The organism is Psychrobacter sp. WY6, from assembly GCF_018448495.1.
Classification (GTDB): Bacteria; Pseudomonadota; Gammaproteobacteria; order Pseudomonadales; family Moraxellaceae; genus Psychrobacter.
In genome coordinates this window covers 2,435,701-2,462,069 of sequence record NZ_CP049902.1, presented here as the reverse complement: position 1 = coordinate 2,462,069, position 26,369 = coordinate 2,435,701, and the positions used below count along the sequence as shown (strand labels likewise).

Below are 26,369 nucleotides of genomic sequence, written 5' to 3'. Positions count from 1 at the left end.
GGTAGATAGTAATGGAACTATAGTGACTACAGGAGGCAACGCCATTGCAGGGGCTACTACTACGGTCAAAGTTAATGTCGATGTTCAAGCGGTGACAGATAGCGCTACTAACAACGCAAGCGGCGACGATGCTAGCAGTTTTAGCTACCAGTCAGGTGCAGGGGTCGTTGATAGGACTTTGACCGTTACTCGTACAGAAAATGAATTTGTTGCACTGCCGATAACAACTACCTTTGGTGACTTAGTAGGCGGTACTGGTAATAAAGAGACTTATGGCTTTGTACTAAAAGGCTTAAACCCTGGCGCAATCGTTGAGTTTACGCCTGCGGGCAGCAGTACAGCAACGCTCTATACGGTTGATGCTACTGGTCAATTATTAATCGGCGCTACCCAAAACGGTAGTGGTGCTATTACTGGGACTAGTCTAGTTGCCGCAGGCGGTACTATGCCAAAAATCAGTATTAAGTCAGCAGAGTATGATTCAAAAGATATGAGCGGTATTACCGTATCGCTATACACTCAAGATCATGATGCTGACTCTGATCTTAACTCAACTCTTACTGGTATTCAGAAAGATGCCTCTATAGAGCTGATTGGTACAGTGAATGTCAACCTAACGGTTACGCCAGTAGCGGGTCAAGTCGCGATAACCTCTAACGCGATTAGTACAACAGAAGATACAGCGGTTACCCTTGATACCTTTGGCTTCAGAGTGCTTGATGATAAATCAGGTACTAACAGCACTAACCCTGAGACTATCACAAAGATTGAGTTTACATTGTTAGAAGGGTGGACCTATACCAATACTAGCGGCAGCACAGTAGGGGCAGCAGGCGGTACCACGATTAGTATAGATACTTCTAGTGTGACTAACCTCAATACCTTCTTAGGGGGATTATCTATTAAGCCGCCAGCGCAGTCCTCAAAAGATGCGAGTTTTGTGTTCAAAGTAACCAGCAAAGACATCGATGATGATGGCGGTGTTAACGTAGAAACTACAACGACGCTACCCGCTAAAAAAGTAACCGTCACTCCCGTTGCCGAAGTGGTTGGTGGACGTACTGATAGTGATGCGATAGATGATTTGACTATTAATCCAAATCATACCTATACAGCTAAGGCTAATGAGGACGCATCATTTAATCTTGGTACCAACGGTAGCTTTAGATTACAAACGGGTTGGTCAAATCAAGATGATACCGTCAACTTTGGTCAAGAGTCTCATACCGCTAACCCTAAAGATTCAGAAGAGACTTATGCTCACTTAAGCTTTGGCAATAAGGTAGATGGCGTAGGTGGTGTGTTTACGTCAGTAGTGGGTGCTGTCTTTAGTTATACCAAAATAGCGTAGTCATAAACCTGACCGATAATGGTTCAGGGGTGGATATTCCAGCGGCTTATCTAAACAGCGTCACTGTCAAGCCACCATTGAACTATAGTGATTACAACTTAGCGAGTGGCGCTAGTACAGTCGTAAAAGTCCAAGCAAAAACTATCGACTATGATGAAGATACAGGAGCCAGTACTACGCCAGTAGTTAGTGGTGAGAGCTATCTAACCTTTGTAGTCAAAGGAGTAGCTGATCCAACGACATTAGCGGTTTCTCCTGCTATTGGTAATGAGGATCAAGCAATAGTCGGCGGTAATAAGCGTGATACTGCTGCCAATATGAGTACTGATATCAATCCTGCTGCGGGTATTCCATTAAAGATTACCCCAAGCTCACGGGATAATGATGGTTCTGAGACTTATAATGTGACTATCAGTGATATCCCAGTAGGAGCGAAGCTATATATTGATAATGGCACGACGATAACCGAAGTCTCTATCACAAGTGGTTCTGTAACCATCAATGACTATACGAATGCTGTAAAGAATCTATATCTCGTCCCAGCTGAGAATTAGTGGTACTGTAGCACTAAAAGTATCCTCAACTAGTACAGAAATCGATGGTGACATTAGTGCGCCAAGTCCGCAGCTGACCCTATCTGTAAAAGTTAATGGTAAGGCTGATACTATCTCCAATGATAGCCTAAAAGTGATGACTGATAATGGCAAAAATTATAATTATGTCACTGATGAGGTGACGGTAGATGGTACCAGCACTATCGCAATGTCGAGTCTATTCGCTAATGTTAGTAATATAAATCCTTATGATAATGGCTCGCCAACAGCGGAACAGGTTGTTTATAGCGTTAAAGGATTGCCTGCAGGTTTTGACTTGTCAGGTGCAGGCGTTACCTTCTTGGGAGGTAGTGGTACAGGACGAGTATGGTCAGTCACTCTAGAAGCCCTAAAAGATAACACGGCTCAATTAAAAGTACCTAATAACTTTGCTGGTGACGTTAATTTTACTATTACGGGTACAACTACAGAGACAGGATCAGGAAACAGTGCTAGTCATGGTACCAAACCAGTCTCTATCTTAATAAAACCAGATGCCGCCGATAGTAAAATGAATAATCCGCAAATCATTGCCACTGAAGATTTGTGGACTACCATAAATTTCAAAACTGCTTTTGAGAGCAATGATACGGTGAATGTCGCTAACAAAGCGTCAGGTTATGAGGCGTTAGAGACGATCATCATCTCTGCTGATTTCTTAGCGAATGATTTGCTGTTACAGCTAGATGGTACTGGTGTGACACTTACTGCTGGTCAAAATTTACTATTAATGCCAGCCAAAAAGTGGAGTTTAAATATGATAATGATAAGTTGCATAGTGATAATTCTATCGATATTCCGTTTAGCTATACGTATACCGATAGTACAACACTAGTTGATGGATCAGTTATTAATACTACTTCACCAGTTATTAACGGCCAACTAGTCAATATAACTTTCCAAGCAGTCACTGACCAGCCATTCATCACCCTGAGCTCAACAGACAATACCATTAATAACAGCGGGATGATACTTTATCGGTAACCGTCGCTATGAATTCACCAGATAAAGATGGTTCAGAGAGCTTTACCCGTTTAGAGGTCACAGATGTCCCTGAAGGACTGATTGTAGTAGGGGGTATACTGTCAGATAGTATATGGTATGTTGATATACCAAATACAGCTATTGCTACCAGTTCAGCGACCTACCAGCTGGTATTGGAGCTTAATAAAACCAGCCCTAACATTCCTGAAGGTACGTTCGCGATTAAGGTAACTGGCGTCACCCAAGATATCAATGGAGACGGTCGTGATGGTGGGGAAGCGCGTGCTACTCAAACTATTAATATCGTTCTGGACTAGACCTACTGATGAAAGTAATGACCCTACTAATACGGCTACGTTGATTAATAATTTTGGCAAAGAGCCAACCGCACCATCACAGTCAAACGAGGATGCCAGTATATTATTGGGCAATATATTAAACGCCACCTTGGTCTCTGGTCTCTCAAAACCCGTAATCGCTTATACTTTCTTTATCAGTGATCTACCAGCAGGTACTGCGGTACAGAGCAGTAGTGGTGATGTTAGCATACAACAAGTCAATGGAATATATCTTATTGAAGTTAAAGAAGCCAGTAACCTCACTCCAGAACAGGCGCTTGACACCATTACAGTGACACCACCGCTCAACTTTAGTACCAACGTATCTGGAGCCAATCAGGATATTACTTTTGATGTGATATTTACCGCTTTGGATAGTGATGGTCGTGAGGATGTAACTACAATAAATGATGTTAAGGTCACAATAAAGCCACTAACTGATCCAATGGATGCCGCTGGTAAAAACACGGTCATACAGACCGCTGAAGATACTACTGTTAATATTAATATTAACTTAAAGAATAAAGCAGATGGCGATTATGTACAGCTTATCGATGGCAAGTTGTATATCCAACTTAATGAGACCCAGCTAGTCACAGGTACTGGGCCTGCTGGAGTATTGACTGACGCTAGTGGTAATGTGTTACTACCAGTTACATTATTAGCTAATGCTGTTGGTAATATCCCTGCTGGCACTTATTATGTTTTAAATATGGCAGATACTGATAGTTCTGTGAATGGTATAAATCCACCAGATAATATCACGATTAAATATACTCCTGCTGAAAACGCAGATGGTACCGCCAATATTAAGGTATATACCGCGCACAAAGAAGTCAGTGATATCGCAGGACATGATAGCGGTACGCTAACCTATGAGCATACTTATAATGTCAGTGTATCAAAGCAGCCTGATAATCTTAAAATAACCAGTAGTACCGATGGCTCTAGCGCGGTAGCTATTGGTAATGAGGATAGCTTCATTGCTATCAATTATAAAATCACTAATATCGATGAAGGCGATACGGCAGCTGCTATTAGTCTGGATAATATTCCAGATGGCTATGTGGTGTACTACACCAATAACAGCGGAGTGAAAGTAATTGCCAATAATAACGGTGACATAGATAGTGATGGCAATAACTTATGGTCAATAAACACTTCTAATTTAGGAGCAGCTGTTAATGGCGAGACTAGCAATATATTCATCAAGCCTCCTGAAAATATTAGTGGTACTGCTATAACAGGTATCGAGATAAAAGTTATTCATAATAGTGGTAGCATCAGCGATCCACTGATTATCGATCTTGATATCATACCTATCGCTGATGGCGTGACTTTTGACCCTACAACCATATTAGGCTCTCAAGGTAAGTGGGCACTACTGAATCTAAATGCTAGTATGATAGACGTAGATGGTAGTGAAACCGTGACCATGGTTATCACAGACAATGGCACAGCATTAACCGATGATGTGCTACGCTTTAGAGTCAAGAGTGATCCTAACGCTGTTCTTGATATCACTTGGAATGGTAATAGCTATACCATAACGGGAATCAAGCCTGAGCAAATCAATGATCTGCAGATTCAATCTTCAGTACCACTTGATGGTGATCTCAAATTTACGCTCAGTACAGTTGACTCTGCTGGCAGTATGAGTAACGTATCTACTCCTGTGACCAAACCAGTATTAGTTGATATTGAATTTACCTCTGTATTTGAGGGTGGGACAGAAGATGATATTCTCGATGCTTCTGGTCAAAATACAGCCGTGAGTTATAAAGGCGGTGCTGGCAACGATACGCTAATCGGTGGTAGCGGTAAAGATATCCTAGAAGGTGGTGCTGGTGATGACTTCCTAAGCGGCAATGCAGGCGCAGATACGCTACGTGGCGGTGCTGGTAACGATACGCTAGTATTCGCAGCTGACAACCTATTGATAGATGGTGGTATTGGTAATGATACTCTATTAATCAACATTGCTGATACTAGCATTAACTTTAGCAATTTTAATGCAGGGGTATTTGATAATATCGAGACCATTGATATGACGGGTAATGGTAAGCAGTCGTTATTCAATATCAAAACTAGCGACGTTATTGACATGACCGATAGCAATAATAAGTTATTTATTGATGGTGATAGCGCTGATCTGGTCTCTTTAGTAGGATTTACCAAACAAACTTCTACTGAAGCTGGATATAATCAGTATCAAAGCGCTACTGATGCAACTGTGAAGTTATATATTGATACGGACATTACCCCTACGATAATATAATTGGGACAAGTGAACTGACCCCCATAAGTTGTGTCCAACTTATGGGGGTCGGTTCATAAGTTGAGGTTTTTTAATTATCCTGCATATCGAAAGCCATAATTAATTATGGCTTTTGGTATTAAAATTAAAGCTATTGATCTGCCTGCACGTTATCTTTGCTATCTGTGACTGCTGGTAGTGAAGTAATAGGGGTGATACGGTAGTCGTATTGTACTGAAGGCGCTGCCGTTACAATCTTATTAGAGGGTTTGTCTGATTGATACTGTTGTATCTGGCTTTGATTGTAGCTTTTAACTTCGCCAATAAGTTTAGAAAGTTGCTCAGTATCCTTATCGATGTCAGCATCTAATTGTTGATATTCTTTAGTTTGTTTAAGCGTATATTCAGGCTGCTCTCGTTGAGTGTCGAGGACTGAATTAGTATTGGGTTTTAAATTGTTGTTAGCATTAAGCCTTGATGCTTGCTCTACTGAGGAGTTACTATTTTGTTGTGCCGCGTTTTGAACAGTAGACGTTGGCTGTTGAGCGATGAGCGTATTTTTATCAGCTAAATTATTTTCGGTATTTGCTACCATATTAATGTTAGTAGTACTTGTCTTATTAGTTTGCAGGTCATTCGATTGGATAGCCATGGTTTTTTTATCATCGAATGGTGTTAACCCGTCATCTTCTATAACAGAAGTGGATACTAAGCCATTGTCATTAAGCGATGAAACTTCTGTTGATGATTCCTTATCATTAAAGACCGTAAAATAGATGACCACTGTAACCAACACATGGATTAATATTGCTAGCGTAATAGCTACGGGCGATCGGTCTTTTGGTCTTTTTAGCTGATTAGATGGTGGTAATAATTGAGTCATAAGGTTGTGATCCATACGGCAAAAATAGGGATTTAATAGATAGTTTATATTAAATAATTGTTATAATTTCTTGCTGTACTGTATATTATTGTTCTACCATTATGCCTCTTAGAGTATTTGTTTAGGCTGTAAATAAAGTTTTAAACTTAAGTGTCGTCCTATATAACAAGTAACAGACTCGCATTTTTATTAAAAATTTCCAATGAGTCAATCATATGTATCTCATTTGCTAGTATTTGCATCTTCCATTTGTCTAAAGCAGAACTGAATGAATGTTTATCAGTACAATTTACCCATGAAAACATCAATTAATAAAGTGTTCGCTATGAAGCGAGTATGGCATAGCATAGCTTTTAGTATGCTATCTATATCATTATCAGGTACAGCATTTGCCAATGCTGACACTTACATGAATACGCTTATTAATCAAGCGATTCAAAGCCATCCCTTAATAGGTTCAGCGCGAGCAGAACAACAGGCGACTACCGAAAGCATTCGTGCGGCAAAGCTGAATATGTTACCAGCTCCAACGCTATCTACGGGTTATGACCGAGAGGACGGAATGATATCACAGCTACAGATTAGACAATCGCTGTGGACGGGTGGAAAGTTGACTGCCAATGTGAATCAAGCCATATTTGATGATAAAGCAGCGACAGAATATGTTTATGAGCAACAAAATCAAGTTGCTAAAACTACTATTGAAGCGTGGCAGAGCTATATTACCGCCGTATCTAAACAGAGTGTTTATTATGACAACTTACAGCTGCTAGCAGAATTTGAGTCAATGATGCAGCGCCGTGTGAGTCAAGGTGTATCCGCTCGTATTGAATTAGACCTAGTCACTAATCGCATTTTACAGGAGCAAAATGCTTATCAAGGAGCTGTTGAACAACAGCGTATTGCTATTGCTCGACTAGAACAAATTGCGGGACGTCGGATAGCAGTGGCTGGTTTACCAACACCGAACTTGAGCGAAATTGTTAGCCGTGCTAAAAGCTCCTCACAAGCTTTTGAGAAAATGGCATTTGACCAAGCCAGTTTTTATAGTCCCACAGTGATAAAAGAGCATTATCGTGTTGAAGCCGCCAAGCAAGGGGTGAAATCGATACAGTCATCGCGTTATCCAACTTTGTATGCGCAATATGAATATGACTACTATCATGATAACAATAATGACAATGATAATAATAACGGATTCTCAGTAGGGCTTAGCTATGACCCAGGTGCAGGACTTTCTAATTTAGCGTTAGCGAAAGCGTCAGAGTCACGCGTTAACAGCTTAGTACAGTCAAAAGAAGCATCAAGACGTCTGGTACTTGAAACCATACAAACGCAGTATCAGCAATTTGCTAGCGCTCAAGATCAAGAGCGCTCATTAATTGCAGCAGTTGCAGGGGCTCAGATTGTCGTCAGCTCCTATCGCCGTCAGTTCATCGCTGGGCGCAAATCTTGGCTTGAAGTACTCAATGCAGTACGTGAGCATTCACAATATCAGATACAGCTGGTAGAAAGTCGAACTGCTATTATTGCAGCCTACTATAAACTACAGGTTGATTTTGGCATGATGTCGTGGCAACAGTTCGATAAAAGTCGTCAGCCAACTGAATTATTTCATCCTCTAGACCCCGTCAAAAACTGGTTTATGAATCAAAGTGATACTAGACCGAAAACTGTAGTGAGACAAGATAACGATATCAAGACCTATCCTATTAATCAGGATGTTAGCTATGACGTTACTGATACTAGCTATAATAATAACTTGTTATTATCAGACGAACCTTACAATATGCCAACTAAATATAAATACGTCATTTTAAATATAAAGCTCTCTTCTTATTCACGCTGAGTGATATACAATATGGCTAATCAGTAGGATATGTTCATCATGAGTACATCTGTTCCAGATTCAAATAGCCAGACATCTGACGGTAAGCTGGTAGTGACACCCGATTTGCAACCGTTGATAACGTTAGCATCAGATGAGCTACACAACGCGCAAGCAGTACAGCTGTCAGCGGCGTTACATACCTTACTAACGGAGCAAGGGTATCCTGTTGATAATGTCAGGCTAAATGGCGTGATTTATCAACAGCAGGATTTACTAGCACTTTCTAGTATCATTAGTGTGCTTAATCAACTAGGAATTGAGCAATTACCAGAAGTTTTTCCAGTACCAGATGCTGCATTTTTACCATTACTGGCTTTGCATCCTACGCAGGGTTGGGGCGTCATTAATCAAAAAAATCCGCAAGGACTATGGCAGTTCAGTCAACTGGGACAGACAAGCGCTTATCGTGGTGACGCGTTTTCACACCTGTTGCGTGTTCGTTTAGGGGACGAGCCTAGCAAGCGTAGGCAGTTCTCGTTTGATCAATTGCTCAAAAAAGACTTGAGGAACTATCGTGGTATCGTCGTTGAAGCGGTAGTCGCCTCATTCTTAATTAATATGTTAGCACTAGCTGTATCCCTATTCTCAATGCAAGTTTATGACCGTGTCATCCCAACGCGTAGCGAGTACACGCTGATTATTTTGGCAAGTGGCGTAGGCTTGGTTATTTTATTCGAAACTTTTATGAAGTTCGCCCGCTCAAAGATTATGGATAAAGTAGTGGTCAATCTTGATCAATATTTATCCCGTGAAGTGTTCCAACGTCTGTTAAATGTGCGAATTGATCAAATGCCAGGATCGGTGGGTTCGATGGCAGCGCAGCTACGCGGTTATGAGCAAGTCAGAGGGTTTTATACTGCCAGCACCTTATTCGGTCTTGTTGATATTCCAATGGCTATTATATTTGTGACGCTAATCGTCATCATTGGTAATCCTTTAGTGGCTTTGGTTCCTATTGTTGCCGCTGTTCTCGCTATAATACTAGGATTCGGTGCACGTAGAAAAATCGACAGTATTGCGGCAATTGGCGCAGCAGCATCTTATCGTAAAACAGGCATCCTTGTTGAGACAGTAGAAGGTGTCGAGACTATCAAGGCCGGATCAGGGAATTGGAAGTTTTTATCACGTTGGCTTGATGTGATGAGCATTACGACTAAGAATGATCTGGATATGAAGCATGCCAATGACAATCTGAGCTATCTGTCGCAGATGATTCAACAGACCAGCTATGTTGGTATCGTGATTGTCGGCTCGTTTGTAGTAATGTCAGGCGATATGACAATGGGTGGACTCATTGCATGCTCGATCCTAGGTGGCCGTATCTTGGCTCCGATAATGGCTATTCCTAACTTGCTAGTACAACATTCGCATGCCAAAGCTGCCAAGCTTAATATTGAACAACTATTCTCACTAGAGCAAGACAATCACGGTGTCAGTCATCCATTATCGCCTAGCAAAATCGCTGGTAATTTTAATTTAAATAAAGTTATTTTTAATTATCAAAATAATGACCAGCCTGCACTAGCAATTAGTAGCCTGAATATAACAGCGGGTGAGCGTGTTGCAGTATTGGGTCCTATCGGTTCAGGTAAATCGACTTTACTAAAAGTACTATCAGGGCTGTATGCTCCTACCCAAGGCAGGATACTAGACGGATTAGATATTCAGCAGATTAGTCGTCAGTCTGTGAGTGAACAAGTCGGTTATCTGCAACAAGATCATCGTTTGTTCGAAGGCACACTGCGAGAGAACCTATTGATTGGCCTACCAGCGCCCAGTGATGATGTGATGCGCGACGCCCTCGTCAAGACTGGACTGATCAAGCTGGTAGCCAGCCACTCTAGTGGTTTAGATTTACCGATTAGTGAAGGCGGCAAAGGGTTGTCAGGGGGTCAAAAACAATTGGTAGCATTTACCCGTTTGCTACTGACGAAACCTTCCATATTGTTGATGGACGAACCGACTGCTTCTATGGATAATCGGCAAGAACTACAATGTATTGAGGTACTCAAAAAAGAATTTGGACAAGGACAAACTCTCATTGTTTCCACGCATAAAATGCCACTCCTCCAATTGGTCGATCGCATTATTATTATGGACAATCAAAAAATCGTAATGGATGGTCCTAAAGCACAAGTTCTTGAGCAATTAAAAGGCAATGATGAGCAGAAAACTGCTAATAAACCGTCAATCAAAGTCAGTACACCTAGAGTGAAAGTGATCAGTAATAAGACTGCAAGTATCTCATCAAAAAATAAAGATGAACGTGATAACTTAGGGCAGGATAATGGATAACTATAAATATAAACCTCATGACCCTAAAGTTGGACGTACGCGCATCATTATTTGGGGCTCGCTGATCGGGATAATCATATTAGTTGTTTGGGCCTATTTTGCCCAAATTGATCAAGTCACAAGGGCGACAGGGACTATCATTGCTAGTGCCCGCACACAAGATATCCAAGCCGTAGAAGGTGGTGTATTGACTGAGATATTAGTCAAAGAAGGCAAGGATGTCACTAAAGGACAGCTGATAGTTACTTTAGAAGAAGAGCGTGCGCAAGCAGCCGTTGCTAATTCAGGCTCTAAAATAGCAGCACTTAAAGCCAAGCTTGCGCGTCTTGAGGCTGAGATATTTGAGCGACCATTAGTATTTCCGGAAGGCATCAAGAACTATAGTGAATATATAAAAAACCAAACTCAACTTTATAACCGTCGCAAGCAAGCGATTGACCAAGATGTCAGCTCACTACAAAAGATGATGGTCTTGGCACAGCAAGAGCTGAGTATGAATGAGCCATTATTATCGTATGGTGATGTGAGTCAGGCTGATGTCATAAAGTTGCGTCGGCAAGTAGCTGAAATTCAAGCTCAAATTACTAATAAGCGTAATAAATATTTTGAAGAAGCCCAATTAGAGATGACCAAAGCGCAAGAGGAATTAAATACTGAACTTGAGCAATTGCGTGATCATTCGCAAGTATTAGAAGAAAAGAAATTATTTGCACCGACAGATGGTACGGTGAAAAATATTTTGGTGACGACCATTGGAGGGGTAGTTAAACCAGGAGAAATCATTATGGAGATATTGCCGACCAGTAGTGATTTGATTGTTGAGGCTAAGGTAAGCCCTGTAGATATTGCCTATGTAAAGGAGCAACAAGTTGCTAGCGTCAAGCTGGACGCCTACGATTATTCTATCTTTGGTGCGATGACTGGTAACGTTGTGTATATAAGCCCTGATACCTTAATGGAGCAAACGCCAAAAGGCGAAGAACCGTATTACCGTATACAGATCAAAATTACGGGAGCTGAATTCTCTGGGCGCCGTGATGAAATTGTTATTAAGCCCGGTATGACGGCATCTGTCGATATCAAATCACGACAGCGTTCGGTATTATCATATCTAACTAAACCACTTACCAAAACATTTTCTGAAGGCTTGGGAGAGCGTTAGAGGTTAGCTCTGCTGAATAAACTCAATCGCTCCGACTATATCGAATGTTAATCTTCTTGAGTGATGCAGTAATGCCTGACAGGGTTAAATTATCATAATACCGTTTTTCAAACTCAAAAGCTGAGGAGCTATGCTGAAAAAACTGTAGAACCAAACTTGGTAAACTAACGACTCAATGAGGAGTTTAACATGATTAAGAAAATCAGAACCTATAGTGCAACATTCAAAGCTGAAGCCGTCAAGAAGATAGCTGAAAATAATGGCAATGTCTCAGCGACCGCAAAGCAGCTCAGTATCGCTATGCAGGCTTTATCTAATTGGTAAAACAAAGCTGATGAAGGCAAACTTATCGGCACTAAGCAGTATGACCCTGAACTCATTGCTATACTAGAAGAAATAAACGCCGTAAACGTGATTTCAAAGTTGCCTAGGAAGAGCGAGACATTCTAAATGAGGAACGACTAGCAAAGCACTGCTTTGCAGCGACATAAGGCAACAGCTATAGTTAAAGAGCTTATAAATTGCCACACAGCCATAAGAAATAAAAGAACAAGGTATCAACACAATCTAGCCGCCACTCTTTACGTTTTTGTTTGACCCAAGCCCACATCTGCTCGATAGGATTCAAATCAGGACTGTAAGGCGGCAACCATAAAATAGTGTGATTTGCACTTTCTATAAGTTCAGTCGTGTCTTTCCGCTTATGAAAGGTTGCATTATCCATAACGATTACACTGTCTTTCGGTAAGCTTGGTAGCAGCAGTTGTTCAACCCAGCTATGAAATACATACTATTGACACTGCGATCATAAAGTCCAACAGCGAACAGCTGATTATTGTAAATAGCACCTATCGCATTGGTTTGGTTTTTAAGCTGCCAGTTGTATTGTCCAAAGCATTTTTTACCTCTATTAGAGTAACCGTGAGGCCTGTTCTCATGAGATTTAAAACCACTTTCATCAAGATAGATAATAGGCTTATCATCAAGTTTAAATTGCGCTAACTTTTCAAAAATATAAAACGTTTTTCATCATCCACTTTTGGATGAGTTAAGCTCTTTTTTTTGGGTGATGCCGATTCGTTTTAAAGCGATACCTATCGCTCTTTGAGTGCAGTTAAAGCACCGAGCTCGCTCGTGCTGATAGTCATCAGGATAAGCGTCTACATAAGCTCTCAGTAAATCATCGTCTATCTTTGTCGGGGTAAATTGACGTCTTTTACGCTCAGGAAATGTTTTCCAACGCTGAATAGTGTTGGTGCTAATTTGATACTCCTCTGCAAGTTGTCGAATGCTATAGCCTTCTTCAAGCTTGCTCAGGATCAGTTGTCGGTAGTCTTTTGAGTATGCCATATTATATACTGTAGCGGATTTATGTTTCTTTTACTATAGGCTCACAGTGGGGCTAGAATCCAAAAAGGGTTTTGGCTATAAAACGCCAAGACAGGTGTGGTTTGACTTTTATCGTCAGGCTGCGTAACTAAAACCTCTCAGGTTTAACTGTACGGATTTGAAGGCAGGGGTCAGTATGGGCATGAGTGAGTTCTATGGAGACAGTGACGATAGTCAATCGTTAGCGTTACTTGATAAAGCATTGAATCTTGGCATTAATTTCTTTGATAGTGCTGATACTTATGGTTTTGGTCACAATGAAACGTTACTAGGACAATTTATAGCCGCACATAAAGCGCAGCGAGAGCAAATAGTGATTGCCACTAAGTTCGGTATTGTCCGCGCCAAGGATCAATATGAGCGTCGTTTAGATAACAGCCCTGATTATATTAAGCAGACTTGCCATAACTCTTTACAGCGGTTGGGCACAGATTATATTGACTTATATTATTGCCATCGCCGTGACCACAACACGCCGATTGAAGACATGATGCAGACGTTAAGCGCTTTAGTAAAGCAAGGAGATATACGCGGTATCGGTCTATCTATCGGTCTATCTGAGGTTTCAAGCGAGACTTTGCGTCAAGCGCATGCCATTCATCCTATCACAGCGGTACAAAGCGAGTATTCGCTTTGGTCGCGGCAACCAGAAGAGGAGCTATTAGAGACGTGTCGTGAGTTGGGTGTCAGTTTTGTCGCTTATAGTCCATTGGGACGGGCTTTTTTAACCGGTAAGCTTGATACTGAGAGTTTGGAAGCAGGCGATTTTCGTCATGCTGTACCGCGCTTAAACGGAGAAGCGCTCACTAATAATCAGCAGATAGTAAAGCAGTTCAGTAAGCTAGCTACCGAATGGCAATACAGTAATGCCCAGCTTTGTCTGGCATGGCTACTAAATAAACATCCGCATGTCATTCCTATCGCGGGTACACGTCACGAAAAATATCTCATAGAAAATGCCCAAGCAACCAAGATTACGCTTAAGCCCGAGCAAATAGATAAGCTGGATGAATTATTTAATACCTGTAATATTGCTGGCGAGCGTTATCCAGAAGCAGGGTGGGGTGGTATTGAGAAGTAGTTGAGAAAGATTGATGATATAGACCTTATCAGGTGGTGAGAAACAGCGCTAGGCTATCGTAGGGGTGCTAATGCAAAACCCCAATATTTACAACCTTACAAGCCATTCAACTCATGCAGGAACGCCGCACCGCTTTAATATCGGCTGTTGTTACTGGTAAGATTGATGTTCGCGGCTGGCGAGCACCTGCTAATGGGAGTTAGAATATATATGGTGCGATTCGTGCATCATTTAAATCGAAAATGCAATTGTTCCGTAAAACGCACCATTGCAAGATTAGCATCTTAACCAAAAACCATCTTCACTAAGACTCTTTACGACGGTGTGATGTATATTATCTCTTACTGTTCAAAATCGATTTCGTCTGGTGATTTAAACTCAAGCCCTAACTTTTTAAGAAAATTCTTACCTTTCCAGTTATTATTTATGCTAATCAGATTGGGTAGCTTCTCAGATTGAACTATTATTTTAATTACAGCTTTTAAAGCTTCTCTTTGTCTAAGTTGATCGTAGGCGATGCCTAATATAAGCATCCCATAAAAATCCAAAAAATCAGATCTGATACTTCTACTTTTTTACTTAAAGGTAGACCGAAATAGTTGATTAAGACTACCGTAATTGGAACAAGTATCATTAATATACCGAGCAAAAAATATAAGAACCCTGAAACATTCACTACCTTTCGATTGAAAATTAACCAAGGTTTGTAATTTACGACTATATTGCTGTCTTTGAATTCTAGATGATGTGCAGCTCGCTTTAAATCTTCGCAATCAATATTAGTATCAGGTTGACACTCTATTTTTAATGCAATGTCTCTATATTTTTTGCTAAGATTTAAACCATATATTTTTTGAAAACGGCTCTATCTCTTGTGTCCATAAGACTTGCTTTCATCTGATCGCTTAGTCCATCTTCGTAGCCTTTGGTATTGATTATTTGTTTGAACTTGGACATCTCAAAATCAATATAGCTATCTTTAAAAAACTTGAGTAAAGGTAAAAATGAAATAATAATAAGGATTACTACAGCTATAGGCTTTATTTCATCAGGTATATTCGTTATGTCCATAAAACAGTCTCATCAAATTAATTTTGAATAGTCATACAAACTATCTAACTCATACATGAAGGTTGCATCGCTTTAATATTTATAGCGGTCACAGGTAAGATTGAATTAAGGGGTTGTAATGAGACTGATTAAGGACTGCTAATTTAAATTAAACTCATATACTTTAAACGTTTTTGTTCTAACTAATAAAAAAACAGACAATAAAAAGCCCCTAGTCTTGAGCTCCAACCACATAGATTGGCAAAACCAGGGGAGTTGTTACTTTTAATTATAGCAGTTAGCGAAAAGATAAAACAATGAGTACTATTAATTTGAAGCTTGCTCATCGACAAGTGCTTGTGCCAGCTCTGGTATTCTTTCTGCATATAGTCAGTTCAAAACAAAAGTGTTATGTCTAGGACAAACATCATAAAATAATTTGGATAAGTCATTTTCCATCCACCCTTGGCGTAGAAACTTCACTTGAGCCCATTTTTTCTCAATAGGGTTCAAGTCTGGGCTGTACGGCGGCAGCCATAGGATACGATGACCATGCCTGTTCAGTAATTTTTGGATACGTCTACTTTTATGAAACCGAGCGTTATCCATGACAATCACGCATTTGGTTTTAAGGCTTGGGATTAGGGTGTGTTTGCACCAATCGTAGAATATGCCGCTGTTAATGTTGTGTTCAAAGTAATCCAGTGCAAATAGCATCTTTTCATATAGAGCCCCAATGACGTTGGTTCGCTTTTTACCTTGCCAGTTGTAGCTGTCGATACAGGGTTTGCCTATCGGTGCATAACCATGAGGACGAATGGTCTGGCTTTCAAAACCGCTTTCGTCCATATACACAATGGGATAACCTTGCTGTTTAAAGTTATCAAGCTTACTCTGATACGCCGCTCTTTTTATTGGACATGCTTTTGGATGCTCTAAGGTTTTTTTTGACTGATGCCTAGGCGTTTTAAAGCCTCACAAATGGCTGGGGCAGTACAGTTGAACCGTCTTGCTCTCTCATAGTGATAGTCATCAGGGTAACGCTCAACGTCTTTGCGTAGTGCATCATCCGGTATTTTTGATGGCGTAACATTGCGAGTGCTCTTACTATGCAGCCGTTTCTTCCACTTTTGAATAGTGGTTGGACTAATGTCATAAAAAGAGGCTGCCTCGGCAAAGGTCATGCCATCTGCTAAGCTTTTAAGAACTTGTTTGCGATAATCTAGTGAGTAAGTCATGATAATTGAGTATATCTGTTGAGATGTTTTATCTTATAACATTTTTATACTTAATGCACTATATCTGCTTTTTTTATTTTATCAAAGCTCATGAGCTAGATTCGAACGATACTTCCATATTAAATTCTATTTTAGATTTTGGTGAACCACCTGAAATTGTGCTGACTGAAGATCAAAAGAAGTATTATGCTGCTAAGCTGCTAGCATTAGAGCCTGAAAGTGAAAAAGCTTTGGCTATTATCAATTCCTGATTGGTGCGCTATACAGGCATCGAACTGTTGACCTTATAATCAAAGACAAATGGGTGAAAAAATAATGTCTATCATAGAAAAAAAACTGACCCAAGCAGAGATTTTTTGCCAAAATTATGAGCCAGAACTTGCTATAAGTATTTTAAATGAAGTAATTGCTGATAGTAATTCAACAGATAGTGAAATAGCGGAAGCTTTAACTTTAAAAGGAATAGCGGTAGATCTTGCCCCATATCTTGCAGAAGATCAACAAAACTACTCTGCATTAATTTATTTCCAAAAGGCTTTAGAATACGACCCTCACAATATCTATATCTTATTTAACATACTGAGTTCATTTTCTTGTATAGATATGATGCAAGAATATACTCAAAAGAATAAAGGCGCTTTTATAAACGCTTATGACGTCTTGAAAAATGACCTATATGATACTTTAAATGAAAAATTGAAAAATGATTTGCGTAAATTTTCTTCTAAATATAATAAATTTCGAGAGGAAGAATTTTAGAGCATACCCCAAGGGAACCAGCTATTTCACCACTCAAACGTATTAACAGACCACTTAAAACAGACTGCTATAATGGAACCACTTATAACAGACTATTTTAGGTGTTTATGTTTATCAGAGCGTATCTACGAGCGTCTACCAAAGAACAAGATGCTAAGCGTGCCAAAAGCGAGCTCATAGCATTTGCCAACGATCATGGCCACAAAATTGCTGCCTTCTATGTCGAAAACGAATCAGGCGCTATCTTGGCGCGACCAAAGCTGATGCAGCTGATTGAAGACGCTCATAAGGGCGATGTGATCTTAGTTGAGCAGATTGATCGCTTGGCGCGTTTGAACCAAGCTGATTGGGATACGCTAAAAAGAATGCTATCAGAGAAAAAGCTCTCTATCGTATCAAAAGAGCTGCCGACCTCATATATGGCGCTTCAATCTGAAAGCAGTACAGAATTTATGAGCAGTGTATTGCAGGCCATTAACTCGATGATGCTGGATATGCTCGCAGCCATTGCTCGAAAAGACTATGAAGATCGCCGTAACCGTCAGATGCAAGGTATTGCTCGTGCTAAGGCAGAAGGTAAGTATTCAGGACGTAGGAAAGATACGGAAAAGCGCAAGATCATCGCTAGTCTGCTCAAATCAGGTCATAGCTATTCTGATATTCAAAAAATGACCAAGTGCTCACGGCATCTGATCGCTGATGTAGCCAAGGAAAGACCGAAGATGCTCAGTACTCATTAAGTGGTTCCACTACAGCAGTCTACTATGAGTAGTCTATTAATTGATTAATGAGCCTTTTCAGATGGTTCCGCTGGGATATACCTTAATAGAAATAAATAGCAGATCAGATTTTTTAAAACGACAATCACCCAAATTATATTTACGGATCTGACAGTAAAGGTCAACTTGCTATCGTTCCAAAGTAAAGTAAATACCAAGCTTAAACAGTTTTGGTATAACAAGTCCTAAACCTTTTCAACTGATTTGTAGTGTACAAATATCATAATTATCAATAATACAATAGCAGCCACAGCTGAAATTAATTGATTTAACTGGAAAAAATCAACTGAACCAAGTATAAGAATATATATACAAAACGCTATAACCCCTAAATTGTAATCATGTTCTTTAAAGAACTTAAATATAATAATTAGAAGAAGCGCTATACCTACTACAAGGAAAAAAGTTCCATCAAGAAACATATCTTTCATAAAAAATAATAAATCAAAGCAAATATAATATAAATGCCTAAACCAATTTTTTTATAAACTGACTTTTCCTGTGTTGACTTAGTATTTTCTAGGTTATCTCTCATTAAATTTATAAACCTTTATCACCTAACGTAAGACTGTAAGTTGACCATTTTTTCATACTGATCTATTTTAGTAATTTTTTACTATAACATCTGTCACTGAAATACGTTCGATGCCTGTATAGCGCATCGAACTATCGGCTATCTCTTTATCAGCCCATTATTATCATCGGTTTTTAATGCTGGTACACGTTCTTGTATTGCATGATAGAACCTATCTTTGTCTTTTGGTGATATCACTATGCTACCACCTTCATATCTTATCTCAATCCTATCTAAAGACAGTGCTGGAGCAGATAAAGTACTGCTGGTAGGAGTGATATGGGTAATGTCTTCTAACGAGATACTCTGAGTAGAAAAACCATTTTTCACTAACAATGTGTCAGCTGTCAAAGTGTACTTTATATTAAAAAACAGTACCAATAGCAGTAACGCAGTTGGTATGGTAAAAAGGCTTATAAATATTATTCTTTTAATAGAACTATTGTTGTACATCCATTCCCATACAGGCACCAAAACGAGTAGTAAGCTAGAACCCAATATTAAAAACGCCAACCAAAAATCAATCTTTGATGTAAATATAGTATTTATCATAATTTGTTAGCAGAGCGCCTTTAGTTAATATTTATATTAGAATAGCTCAGTTGGTAACCCTCCCAAACTTAAGACACCTAATAAATAGAATTAAGCTGCCTGATTGAGTTTCTGTATCGGTGTAAAACCGCCATTGCCCATGTTTGGGCGCTTATGATTATAATGGTATAACCAGTTTTCTGCTTGTGCGCGTACCTGCTCTAGATTATCAAACAGCTCCTGATTTAACCAATCATATCTCATGGTTCTGTTAAAGCGCTCTACATACGCATTTTGCTGTGGATTGCCAGGTTCAATATAGCTTAAGATGATACCTTGCTGCTCAGCCCAGTCTTTGAGCGCATTGCTGATGTATTCAGGGCCGTTATCGCATCTTATCTGCACAGGTTTGCCTCGGTACTCAATAAGCTGATTAAGACTGCGTATGACCCTCCCGGCCGGTAGCGAGAAGTCGACTTCAACGGTAAGTGCCTCACGGTTGTAATCATCAATGACATTGAACAGTCTAAAGCCGCGGCCATCAGTTAAGCTGTCGTGCATAAAGTCCATGCTCCAGCTTTGGTTAATCCTATCAGGTACTGCTAATGGTATTGGTTTAGCACGTTTAATGCGACGCTTAGGCTTGATTCTAAGGTTGAGTTCAAGCTCGCAGTAGATGCGATATACCCGCTTATGGTTGTACTGCAGTCCTAGCATATTACGCAAGGTTAAAAAGCACAAGCCAAAGCCCCAGTTCTTGTTCTCATCAGTCAGTTTGATAAGTAAGTCCGCTATTTGCTGGTTCTCATCTGTTACCACCGACTTGTGATAATAACAGGTGACGCTGATGTTAAAGATACGGCAAGCACGGCGTATGCTAATGCTACGATCTTCAATGTAGTGACAAACCAACGCTTTGCGCCTTTGGGGCGCTACCACTTTTTTGACATAGCATCCTGTAGGATGTCGGATTTAAGACATTCATCAGCGTACATCTTCTTTAAGCGGGCATTTTCAACTTCAAGCTCTTTAAGACGGCTGATAAGTGTGGCGTCCATACCACCATATTTAGATCGCCAGTTGTAGAAGGTGCTTTGGCTGATGTTATGCTCACGGCAGAGCTCGGTAATAGGGACGCCTTGTTCGGCTTGTTTTAGGATGTTGACGATTTGGTTGTCGCTAAAGCGTGTCTTTTTCATAGGATTCTCCTGCTGGTGTATTTTAGCAGTTAATCTCTATTTGTAAGTGTTCTTATTTATTGGGGGGATTACCAGTTCATGTACACCACCAAGTACACTGTCATAATCTTGATGGCTGTATCTACTATCGTATATAGCCCACAGCCAAAGGTTCAAGTCCTCACTAGGGAACCGAACTGATTCAATCAGTTCGGCAATTACCATCTCATTAATTATTGGATTGGTGCGTTATAGAGGTATCTAACTAGAATCTGCCTCTCGGATTGTTGAGTTTCCAATAATTCCACTGTTGTTATTAAAGCATTACTTTCTATTAAATAAATCATAGGCTTTCATCTTCTTAGCGACAATTCTGCACCCGTTTTCATAATAATTAACAAGCACAAAGCTATCAACAGTATCGGCATTACACTTTGGACAATGGTAAGCACCTAACTTCCAGTCATCTTTTTCGATTACTCTAAGCGCCTGTTTAGAGCTACAAGCAGAACAAAATCTAAATTTGCGGTTTGTAAATCTTTTCATGTTCATTATGTTTTTCCTCCAAGTTGCAGCAGTATTGATAGATCAATCGCAAAGAAATTAGAGTTTGGGTGTAGTATCCATTTCTCGCAAACGTAGTAACACGGTATGAGAGAAAGGATTGCAATACTTCCAAGCTTTGAATTTTGGTGTATATCTACCACCACCTTCTTTGCTCCATTGCTTCAGTAAAGCTATAATTTCTGGATTATAACTGACCGTTTTTACTGAAATACCCCCATCGTTAAACACCCATGCATCTACCCATACATTATTAATAATAAAGCGATGTTTAACATAATTGTTGATGAGCTGAGATTGAGCTTCTTCACTATCATCAGCAACATGGTTCGTATTGATTTCAGGTAAAGGCATCGTACTTAACCAATCTGCTAACGGCTCGTCAGGTTTCTTAGCTTCAGGGTATAACCATTTTTTATTATCCACTTGTTCTAGAATGAACTGTTCTGCTTCATCGCTGGGAATACAGACATTGCGCTTTAGTAGTTCTCGCAAGTCTATCTCAATGGTCTTGATATTTAATTGTTTGATGAAATTAAGTTTGTGAGTATACAAATGACGACGGCAACTTCGATAAACAGCATCTCTATCAATACTTGCTAATAAATCAGGACGAATTGAGCCAACAGCTTGCTCTGCTACTAAGCTAGAGAACTGCCAATTTTTTGCTTCAGTCTCATCTGTTTCTGGAACGGTGGCAGCGCCACACATTTTTTCTCCATAATGACTTGTTTAGCAAACTTGTGTAGGATACTTTCAGGGTTGATATGGCAACTCTCTTTATTGCTAGAGTGAGCGAAATGATGCTCGTTTTTCTCTCTTTCTAGCAACAACGGGTTCGCTACATTCAAAACAATAACAGTTACAAGCGAGTCCTCTTTCTACTTGTTTAATACCAACAATTTGATCTAGATCATTTAGCAATCTTCATTAGCATGGTTACTATCCTCTTTAGGGTTTGTAAAAACTGAGGTTAGTATGAGCTGAGTGTTTTTACGTAAACACCCCTAAAAGGGGTAACAAACGGGTTTGAGTCGGTTTAATACTAATGAAAAACAACTACTTATGAGCTGCTGAAGAAACCGTATAAGTAAACTTGGTAAACTAAGACAATAACAGGAGTTTACCATGACCAAGAAATTAAGAACTTACAGTAACGAATTTAAAGCTGAAGCCGTCAAGAAGATAGCGGATAACAACGGCAATATTTCAGCGACCGCAAAGCAACTTGGCATCGCCATGCAAACGCTATCCAACTGGCAGAACACAAGCTAATCAAGGCAAGCTTGTAGGAACAAAGCAGTATGACCCTGAACTTATGAGTGCGCTTGAAGAGGTAAAACGCCTAAAGCGACAGCTTAAAGTTGCCGAAGAGGAGCGCGAGATCTTAAAAAAGGCGACGGCGTACTTCGCAAAACAGCAGTAAAGTACGCCTTTATCAAAGACAACAGCAAATCTTTAGCATCAGTAGGATGTGCCGCGTACTTAGCGTTAAACCATCGAGCTACTACGACTGGCTTCGTGATATCAGTGTCAGCAGGTACACCGTAATCAGTGCGAGCTACTAGTTAAAGCCGCTCATAGTGAAACTCATGAGCGCTATGGTGTTGAGCGTCTGCATGCAACGCTCACCGAGCAAGGGTATGATATTAGTCTATACATGGTCAGAAGCATCAAAGAAGAACATGGCATCAAATGCCGTCGTCACAGGCGCTTCAAGGTCACCACTGACTCAATCAAAAAAACTGGTCTATGACAACGTATTAAATCAGCATTTTGATATGCAAAGACCGAATCAAGCGTGGGTCAGCGACATTACCTATATCTGGACAAATGAGGGCTGGTTGTATTTAGCGGGAGTCAAAGACTTATACACCAAAGAGCTGGTCGGCTATGCTATCAATAAGCGAATGACCGCAGATCTAGTATGCAAAGCATTGAACATGGCCATCAGGAATAAACGTCCAAGCAAAGGGCTAATCGTTCACTCTGACAGAGGCAGTCAGTACTGTAGCCACGCGTACCATAAGATCATCAAGCAGCATCAATTTACAGGCTCAATGAGCGCTAAAGGTAATTGCTTCGACAATGCTCCAATAGAAAGCTTCTGGGGCACTTTAAAGAACGAGCTGGTATATCATCAGGATTATAAGACTAGGTTTGCAGCGATCAACGATATTATTAGATACATCGAGCTGTACTACAACCAAACGAGAATTCAAAAGGGTTTGGGCTATAAATCACCAATACAGATGTGGTTTGATTATTATCGTCAGGCTGCGTAACTAAAATCTCCCAAGTTTATGTATACGGATTTGACGGCAGGGGTCAATGTCAGAAAACGTAGCATTTTTTAGGTGAGTATACTTATTAGTTTGCTCTTTTTGCTGGATAGCTTTAGGGTCAGAACCTTTTGCGACCGTATTAAGGATGGCTTCTGCTTTATACTTAACTTCATGTAAACTGATCTCCTCAATCTTACCTAACATCATCCTAGGGCGTTTGCCCTCGATATGTGGATGGGAATATCGCAAGTAGTATTCCTTTTTACCATTTGGATAAATACGCAGACTTAAACCAGCCACACCTGAGACACTGACCGAATAATCCTTATCTCGGCATTCAAGCTTATTGATATCGTTTGCATTATTGATAGTCATGATGTGTATCCGTAATTTCTCTAAGGTAGATGAGTTATGATTATTGATCTAATATCTATATGCTGAGGTCCAGAGTAATTTTTCAGTAGGTTTTTCAAGTTAAGGAAAGCAGCATGGAATATTATTGGACACTGCTATGGACACTGGTATTCGCTAATATTATTAGAAAAACCTTATATAATAAAGGTTTTAACACTTAATTATCCCCAAGTTAAGGTTGGGGATAATTATAGTATAGTGGAGAAAGAAGGAGTAAGCTATTTTTTTGTTGATATATATGGTGTTTGAAGGAATAAACTTCACATAGGTTAAAAGTAAGAGTGCTGTTTGCTATTGGCAATAGAGTCCTTCGACATATTTGCACGAAAAACCGTGCTCCTGTACTTGCACAGAATACCTTAATCAGGGTGATAGTACTGTTCTGTGCAAATTTGGAAGGTATCAACTCAATGCTTTATATTAAGATATCTCAGGAAGAACGAGAGATGTTAGAAAAGACCAATGAATGTTTCACTAATTAGGAAGGCTCTTTTGATGACTCTAAATAAAAGCGTATTACAACGTAGTTAGCTATGATGATAGCAGCTATAAGGTGCATCTAGATTGGACCTACTGATATGCCAAGTAGGCGCATTGTCAGAGCTTGTATACATGCTTATCAATGATATAGAGTAATAGGCATTCAGAAGGGTTATTGCTTTTACTTTGAGCTGATTGTCACTTGGTGGCGAATACTTCTGTACCTAACGTAGTTCAAGCATATTCGCATTAATGAGGAAGTCGGCTAAGCTACCAACAATCGATTGATGAGTGATTCGGTTATTAGGTGATGATTAGAAATGACAGATTATGCAAAGGGCTTGGTAGGTATTGTGAAGGTAATAAGCTTAGCAATGATGAGCAGAGCAAGATTACCAAACAGACTAACTTTGAATGAATAGTAAAATTACTGTATCTACAACATATCTATAATAGGCTTCTGGAATATATAGAGAGGCTATTAGCGACTTGAATTAATACATTAATCGATTACGGATAAACTAGGATCTATGAAGACTCTATACATTAAGGCTTCAAGATATATCAGTTAGTAATTATACTAGCGGTGATTACAATGATTATTTGAACAGGTAACACATATCATGGTTAAGCAATTAACAACCAGACTGACTAACAAATTACTGTTTGATCATAATCCCATGAACTTATCATCGGGTACCGTCCCTTTAACATAATATACATTATGCGAAAACAAACCAATAGCTTTAGAAGTTAGGCTCATAGTTTTATACAGTGCGATTTATAAGCTCTCAAGATTGTCTCTGTGATTTTTATTCAGGGTTTATAGTTTTTATATTTAGGTATCAATAAAAATAATGCTCAGTATTGGCTAGCGACAGGTTTCTAGTAAATGCTTGCGCAAAGACTTGCCATCTTCATCTAAAATCACATCTGCCACTCGGCAATCAGCATCGTCACCGGTACCATTACATGACAACTCATAATAAACATTGCTGCCATGTGCCAAACTCACTTGCACCAATCCTTGGTCAGTCATTGAAAACTGTTTGTCTTGTGCATAATCAGGATCTTGCGAATCCCACAATACATCATAATCAACATGACAAGATATTTGCTCTCTATCAAAATAATCCTGTTCAATCTGCATCGCGGCTTGTAGATCTGGGTCGGCATACTGTTGCAATACGACCGGATTATCCACGCCTTGATTGCTGACGTCTTGCTGATACATGTTGCTAATGGTCGCTATTTTTATGGCTGCATAAGTCTGAGTTGACTCTGCTATATCAGCTATAGCAGAATTGGTTGCTATCAGTCCCATAGCTAGCAGCGTCAGTGAATAATGTGTTGGCATGGCGTTCTCTACGAGCTTCAATGATATAAGTGTTATAAACCATTACATCATAACCATATTATGACTCTGCTGTATTATCGTATCATTCCGGTTTATCTACTAAAAACAATCTATTACTTAGTAACTTTTAAATAATAACTTTTTGCTCAGTAATCTTGTGACATTTGCTCAATTATATTCACATTAACGTATATTTCGCTAACCACTGCGATAAGGATGCTTTATGACCCTATTATCTACTTTCAAAGACCGTTCATCTAAATTAACCGTTGGCGGCGCATTGGCTTTGGCGCTAGCAGCAACTGGCTGTCAATCTTCTGCTGAATCCAATATAGCCACTCCAAATCAATCTAACGGCCATTCATCAACGCCCGTTGTCTCCGATATCAGTCAGCAAACCCTTAAGCAGCAAGCCTTACGTATTCAGCGCGCGCTTACAAATAAAGACTTCGCTCGTATTACCAATGATATTCATCCAACCCGTGGCGTCCGTTTTTCGATGTATGCCCATGTGCGTCCTGAGACAGATAAAGTCTTTAGCCGTGAACAATTCGCCCAATATTTGCAACAGTCTAAAATTCGTTTTACTTGGGGCGAAAAAGACGGTACGGGTGATCTACTCGTCACGCCACTACTACATATTTAGACACGTGGATTGATGCTAGCAAATTTAACAATGCCAGTATCAGTATTAATGATTCCACACAGTGGGAATAATGATAATAACTGAAGAAAATTTTCCCAATTCAGAGGTTGTCGAGTTTTATCATAAAGGCTCGGAGGAATATGCCGGTATGGATTGGCGTATCATGCGTTTAGTGTTTGAAGAATATCAAGGTAAACGCTATTTGGTCGCTATTGTGAATGAGCAATGGACAACTTAAATAGTTTTTAGATAAAAACATAGACTTAAAGGAAAAATAAGCCAAAAAAAAG

At 39.8% G+C, this 26,369-nt stretch carries 25 protein-coding genes and 3 pseudogenes; 16 read left to right on the top strand and 12 right to left on the bottom strand.

Going from position 1 to position 26,369, the window contains the following annotated elements; genetic code table 11:
* The first annotated feature begins 22 nt into the window (after positions 1–22).
* The 5 genes from G7Y90_RS12300 (at position 23) to G7Y90_RS12280 (ending at position 5,544) form a co-directional block, all read left to right on the top strand.
* Positions 23–1,351 carry a hypothetical protein gene (locus G7Y90_RS12300; protein WP_250162493.1) on the top strand — a complete coding sequence of 443 codons (1,329 nt, stop codon included), beginning with the start codon at positions 23–25 and terminating at the stop codon, positions 1,349–1,351.
* A 29-nt stretch (positions 1,352–1,380) separates the two neighbouring features.
* Positions 1,381–1,905 carry a hypothetical protein gene (locus G7Y90_RS12295; protein ID WP_250162492.1) on the top strand — a complete coding sequence of 175 codons (525 nt, stop codon included), beginning with the start codon at positions 1,381–1,383 and terminating at the stop codon, positions 1,903–1,905.
* A gap of 133 nt (positions 1,906–2,038) precedes the next feature.
* Positions 2,039–2,779, top strand: a complete 741-nt coding sequence (locus G7Y90_RS12290) for a hypothetical protein (protein ID WP_250162491.1) — start codon at positions 2,039–2,041, stop codon at positions 2,777–2,779.
* A gap of 157 nt (positions 2,780–2,936) precedes the next feature.
* Entirely contained in the window at positions 2,937–3,245 is a 309-nt protein-coding gene (locus G7Y90_RS12285) for a hypothetical protein (RefSeq protein ID WP_250162490.1), read from the top strand.
* Positions 3,196–5,544: a calcium-binding protein gene (locus tag G7Y90_RS12280; RefSeq protein WP_250163988.1), complete on the top strand. Its 2,349-nt coding sequence runs from the start codon at positions 3,196–3,198 to the stop codon at positions 5,542–5,544. Before G7Y90_RS12285 ends, G7Y90_RS12280 begins: the two co-directional genes overlap by 50 nt.
* Positions 5,545–5,674: 130 nt before the next feature.
* On the opposite strand, the gene G7Y90_RS12275 is transcribed toward G7Y90_RS12280, so the two are convergent.
* Complete coding sequence (locus G7Y90_RS12275) at positions 5,675–6,406, bottom strand: hypothetical protein (protein ID WP_201540924.1); 732 nt, start codon at positions 6,404–6,406, stop codon at positions 5,675–5,677.
* Positions 6,407–6,764: 358 nt separating this feature from the next.
* Here G7Y90_RS12275 and G7Y90_RS12270 point away from each other — a divergent pair, with 358 nt between their 5' ends.
* The 4 genes and pseudogenes from G7Y90_RS12270 to G7Y90_RS12255 form a co-directional block, all read left to right on the top strand.
* Positions 6,765–8,255, top strand: coding sequence for a TolC family protein (locus G7Y90_RS12270; protein WP_250162489.1), 1,491 nt, complete (start codon positions 6,765–6,767; stop codon positions 8,253–8,255).
* 39 nt (positions 8,256–8,294) lie between these two features.
* The gene (locus G7Y90_RS12265; protein WP_250162488.1) at positions 8,295–10,592 is read left to right on the top strand and encodes a type I secretion system permease/ATPase; all 2,298 of its coding nucleotides are present in this window, start codon (positions 8,295–8,297) and stop codon (positions 10,590–10,592) included.
* Complete coding sequence (locus G7Y90_RS12260) at positions 10,585–11,754, top strand: beta-barrel domain-containing protein (RefSeq protein ID WP_201540926.1); 1,170 nt, start codon at positions 10,585–10,587, stop codon at positions 11,752–11,754. The genes G7Y90_RS12265 and G7Y90_RS12260 overlap by 8 nt, the downstream gene beginning before the upstream one ends.
* A 189-nt stretch (positions 11,755–11,943) precedes the next feature.
* A pseudogene (locus G7Y90_RS12255) lies at positions 11,944–12,182 on the top strand (transposase); the annotation flags it as partial.
* A gap of 86 nt (positions 12,183–12,268) precedes the next feature.
* Here G7Y90_RS12255 and G7Y90_RS12250 read toward each other — a convergent pair.
* Both G7Y90_RS12250 and G7Y90_RS12245 read right to left on the bottom strand, forming a co-directional pair.
* A pseudogene (locus tag G7Y90_RS12250) lies at positions 12,269–12,723 on the bottom strand (IS630 family transposase).
* A gap of 60 nt (positions 12,724–12,783) precedes the next feature.
* Positions 12,784–13,104: an IS630 transposase-related protein gene (locus G7Y90_RS12245; RefSeq protein ID WP_201540928.1), complete on the bottom strand. Its 321-nt coding sequence runs from the start codon at positions 13,102–13,104 to the stop codon at positions 12,784–12,786.
* Between the two features lie 157 nt (positions 13,105–13,261).
* Here G7Y90_RS12245 and G7Y90_RS12240 point away from each other — a divergent pair, with 157 nt between their 5' ends.
* On the top strand, positions 13,262–14,224 hold the full coding sequence (locus G7Y90_RS12240) for an aldo/keto reductase (RefSeq protein WP_250162487.1): 963 nt from the start codon (positions 13,262–13,264) through the stop codon (positions 14,222–14,224).
* Between the two features lie 837 nt (positions 14,225–15,061).
* On the opposite strand, the gene G7Y90_RS12235 is transcribed toward G7Y90_RS12240, so the two are convergent.
* From G7Y90_RS12235 to G7Y90_RS12225, 3 genes are all read right to left on the bottom strand, one after another.
* Positions 15,062–15,295: a hypothetical protein gene (locus G7Y90_RS12235; RefSeq protein WP_250162486.1), complete on the bottom strand. Its 234-nt coding sequence runs from the start codon at positions 15,293–15,295 to the stop codon at positions 15,062–15,064.
* A 369-nt stretch (positions 15,296–15,664) separates the two neighbouring features.
* Positions 15,665–16,189, bottom strand: a complete 525-nt coding sequence (locus G7Y90_RS12230) for an IS630 family transposase (protein WP_201541007.1) — start codon at positions 16,187–16,189, stop codon at positions 15,665–15,667.
* 20 nt (positions 16,190–16,209) lie between these two features.
* Complete coding sequence (locus G7Y90_RS12225) at positions 16,210–16,512, bottom strand: IS630 transposase-related protein (RefSeq protein WP_250162485.1); 303 nt, start codon at positions 16,510–16,512, stop codon at positions 16,210–16,212.
* Between the two features lie 5 nt (positions 16,513–16,517).
* Between G7Y90_RS12225 and G7Y90_RS12220 the strand changes: the two genes are divergently transcribed.
* The 3 genes from G7Y90_RS12220 (at position 16,518) to G7Y90_RS12210 (ending at position 18,011) form a co-directional block, all read left to right on the top strand.
* A complete protein-coding gene (locus G7Y90_RS12220; RefSeq protein ID WP_250162484.1) occupies positions 16,518–16,763 on the top strand; it encodes a hypothetical protein in 246 nt (81 codons plus the stop codon).
* 49 nt (positions 16,764–16,812) lie between these two features.
* Positions 16,813–17,271 carry a hypothetical protein gene (locus G7Y90_RS12215; RefSeq protein ID WP_250162483.1) on the top strand — a complete coding sequence of 153 codons (459 nt, stop codon included), beginning with the start codon at positions 16,813–16,815 and terminating at the stop codon, positions 17,269–17,271.
* A 107-nt stretch (positions 17,272–17,378) separates the two neighbouring features.
* On the top strand, positions 17,379–18,011 hold the full coding sequence (locus G7Y90_RS12210) for a recombinase family protein (protein ID WP_101204367.1): 633 nt from the start codon (positions 17,379–17,381) through the stop codon (positions 18,009–18,011).
* 712 nt (positions 18,012–18,723) lie between these two features.
* Here the strand turns inward: G7Y90_RS12210 and G7Y90_RS12205 are convergent.
* The 4 genes from G7Y90_RS12205 to G7Y90_RS12190 form a co-directional block, all read right to left on the bottom strand.
* On the bottom strand, positions 18,724–18,975 hold the full coding sequence (locus G7Y90_RS12205) for a PH domain-containing protein (RefSeq protein WP_250162482.1): 252 nt from the start codon (positions 18,973–18,975) through the stop codon (positions 18,724–18,726).
* Positions 18,976–19,266: 291 nt separating this feature from the next.
* Positions 19,267–20,354, bottom strand: a protein-coding gene (locus G7Y90_RS12200) for an IS3 family transposase (RefSeq protein ID WP_250162481.1) whose coding sequence is annotated in 2 segments (ribosomal slippage) — positions 19,267–20,102 and positions 20,102–20,354 — 1,089 coding nt in all. Because the reading frame shifts where the segments join, the coding sequence is not laid out codon by codon here.
* A gap of 303 nt (positions 20,355–20,657) precedes the next feature.
* Positions 20,658–20,885: a hypothetical protein gene (locus G7Y90_RS12195; protein WP_250162480.1), complete on the bottom strand. Its 228-nt coding sequence runs from the start codon at positions 20,883–20,885 to the stop codon at positions 20,658–20,660.
* Positions 20,886–20,936: 51 nt separating this feature from the next.
* On the bottom strand, positions 20,937–21,608 hold the full coding sequence (locus G7Y90_RS12190; RefSeq protein WP_250162479.1) for a hypothetical protein: 672 nt from the start codon (positions 21,606–21,608) through the stop codon (positions 20,937–20,939).
* 417 nt (positions 21,609–22,025) lie between these two features.
* Here G7Y90_RS12190 and G7Y90_RS12185 point away from each other — a divergent pair.
* A pseudogene (locus G7Y90_RS12185) lies at positions 22,026–23,182 on the top strand (IS3 family transposase).
* On the opposite strand, the gene G7Y90_RS12180 reads toward G7Y90_RS12185, so the two are convergent.
* Both G7Y90_RS12180 and G7Y90_RS12175 read right to left on the bottom strand, forming a co-directional pair.
* The gene (locus tag G7Y90_RS12180) at positions 23,183–23,557 is read right to left on the bottom strand and encodes an Arm DNA-binding domain-containing protein (RefSeq protein ID WP_250162478.1); all 375 of its coding nucleotides are present in this window, start codon (positions 23,555–23,557) and stop codon (positions 23,183–23,185) included. It lies immediately after the preceding pseudogene.
* A 1,390-nt stretch (positions 23,558–24,947) separates the two neighbouring features.
* The gene (locus G7Y90_RS12175; RefSeq protein ID WP_045455644.1) at positions 24,948–25,433 is read right to left on the bottom strand and encodes a hypothetical protein; all 486 of its coding nucleotides are present in this window, start codon (positions 25,431–25,433) and stop codon (positions 24,948–24,950) included.
* A gap of 223 nt (positions 25,434–25,656) precedes the next feature.
* Between G7Y90_RS12175 and G7Y90_RS12170 the strand changes: the two genes are divergently transcribed.
* Both G7Y90_RS12170 and G7Y90_RS12165 read left to right on the top strand, forming a co-directional pair.
* Entirely contained in the window at positions 25,657–26,079 is a 423-nt protein-coding gene (locus G7Y90_RS12170; protein WP_250162477.1) for a hypothetical protein, read from the top strand.
* 70 nt (positions 26,080–26,149) lie between these two features.
* Complete coding sequence (locus G7Y90_RS12165) at positions 26,150–26,317, top strand: hypothetical protein (protein WP_250162476.1); 168 nt, start codon at positions 26,150–26,152, stop codon at positions 26,315–26,317.
* Positions 26,318–26,369: the final 52 nt, after the last annotated feature.

What these genes read in the sequence shown, in the direction of transcription:
- G7Y90_RS12285 (WP_250162490.1), top strand. Translation starts at nt 2,937, where the DNA reads ATGAATTCACCAGATAAAGATGGTTCAGAGAGCTTTACCCGTTTAGAG.
- G7Y90_RS12280 (WP_250163988.1), top strand. Translation starts at nt 3,196, where the DNA reads ATGGTGGGGAAGCGCGTGCTACTCAAACTATTAATATCGTTCTGGACT.
- G7Y90_RS12275 (WP_201540924.1), bottom strand. Translation starts at nt 6,406, where the DNA reads ATGACTCAATTATTACCACCATCTAATCAGCTAAAAAGACCAAAAGAC.
- G7Y90_RS12270 (WP_250162489.1), top strand. Translation starts at nt 6,765, where the DNA reads ATGCTATCTATATCATTATCAGGTACAGCATTTGCCAATGCTGACACT.
- G7Y90_RS12265 (WP_250162488.1), top strand. Translation starts at nt 8,295, where the DNA reads ATGAGTACATCTGTTCCAGATTCAAATAGCCAGACATCTGACGGTAAG.
- G7Y90_RS12260 (WP_201540926.1), top strand. Translation starts at nt 10,585, where the DNA reads ATGGATAACTATAAATATAAACCTCATGACCCTAAAGTTGGACGTACG.
- G7Y90_RS12245 (WP_201540928.1), bottom strand. Translation starts at nt 13,104, where the DNA reads ATGGCATACTCAAAAGACTACCGACAACTGATCCTGAGCAAGCTTGAA.
- G7Y90_RS12235 (WP_250162486.1), bottom strand. Translation starts at nt 15,295, where the DNA reads ATGGACATAACGAATATACCTGATGAAATAAAGCCTATAGCTGTAGTA.
- G7Y90_RS12225 (WP_250162485.1), bottom strand. Translation starts at nt 16,512, where the DNA reads ATGACTTACTCACTAGATTATCGCAAACAAGTTCTTAAAAGCTTAGCA.
- G7Y90_RS12215 (WP_250162483.1), top strand. Translation starts at nt 16,813, where the DNA reads ATGGGTGAAAAAATAATGTCTATCATAGAAAAAAAACTGACCCAAGCA.
- G7Y90_RS12210 (WP_101204367.1), top strand. Translation starts at nt 17,379, where the DNA reads ATGTTTATCAGAGCGTATCTACGAGCGTCTACCAAAGAACAAGATGCT.
- G7Y90_RS12195 (WP_250162480.1), bottom strand. Translation starts at nt 20,885, where the DNA reads ATGAACATGAAAAGATTTACAAACCGCAAATTTAGATTTTGTTCTGCT.
- G7Y90_RS12190 (WP_250162479.1), bottom strand. Translation starts at nt 21,608, where the DNA reads ATGTGTGGCGCTGCCACCGTTCCAGAAACAGATGAGACTGAAGCAAAA.
- G7Y90_RS12180 (WP_250162478.1), bottom strand. Translation starts at nt 23,557, where the DNA reads ATGACTATCAATAATGCAAACGATATCAATAAGCTTGAATGCCGAGAT.
- G7Y90_RS12175 (WP_045455644.1), bottom strand. Translation starts at nt 25,433, where the DNA reads ATGCCAACACATTATTCACTGACGCTGCTAGCTATGGGACTGATAGCA.
- G7Y90_RS12170 (WP_250162477.1), top strand. Translation starts at nt 25,657, where the DNA reads ATGACCCTATTATCTACTTTCAAAGACCGTTCATCTAAATTAACCGTT.
- G7Y90_RS12165 (WP_250162476.1), top strand. Translation starts at nt 26,150, where the DNA reads ATGATAATAACTGAAGAAAATTTTCCCAATTCAGAGGTTGTCGAGTTT.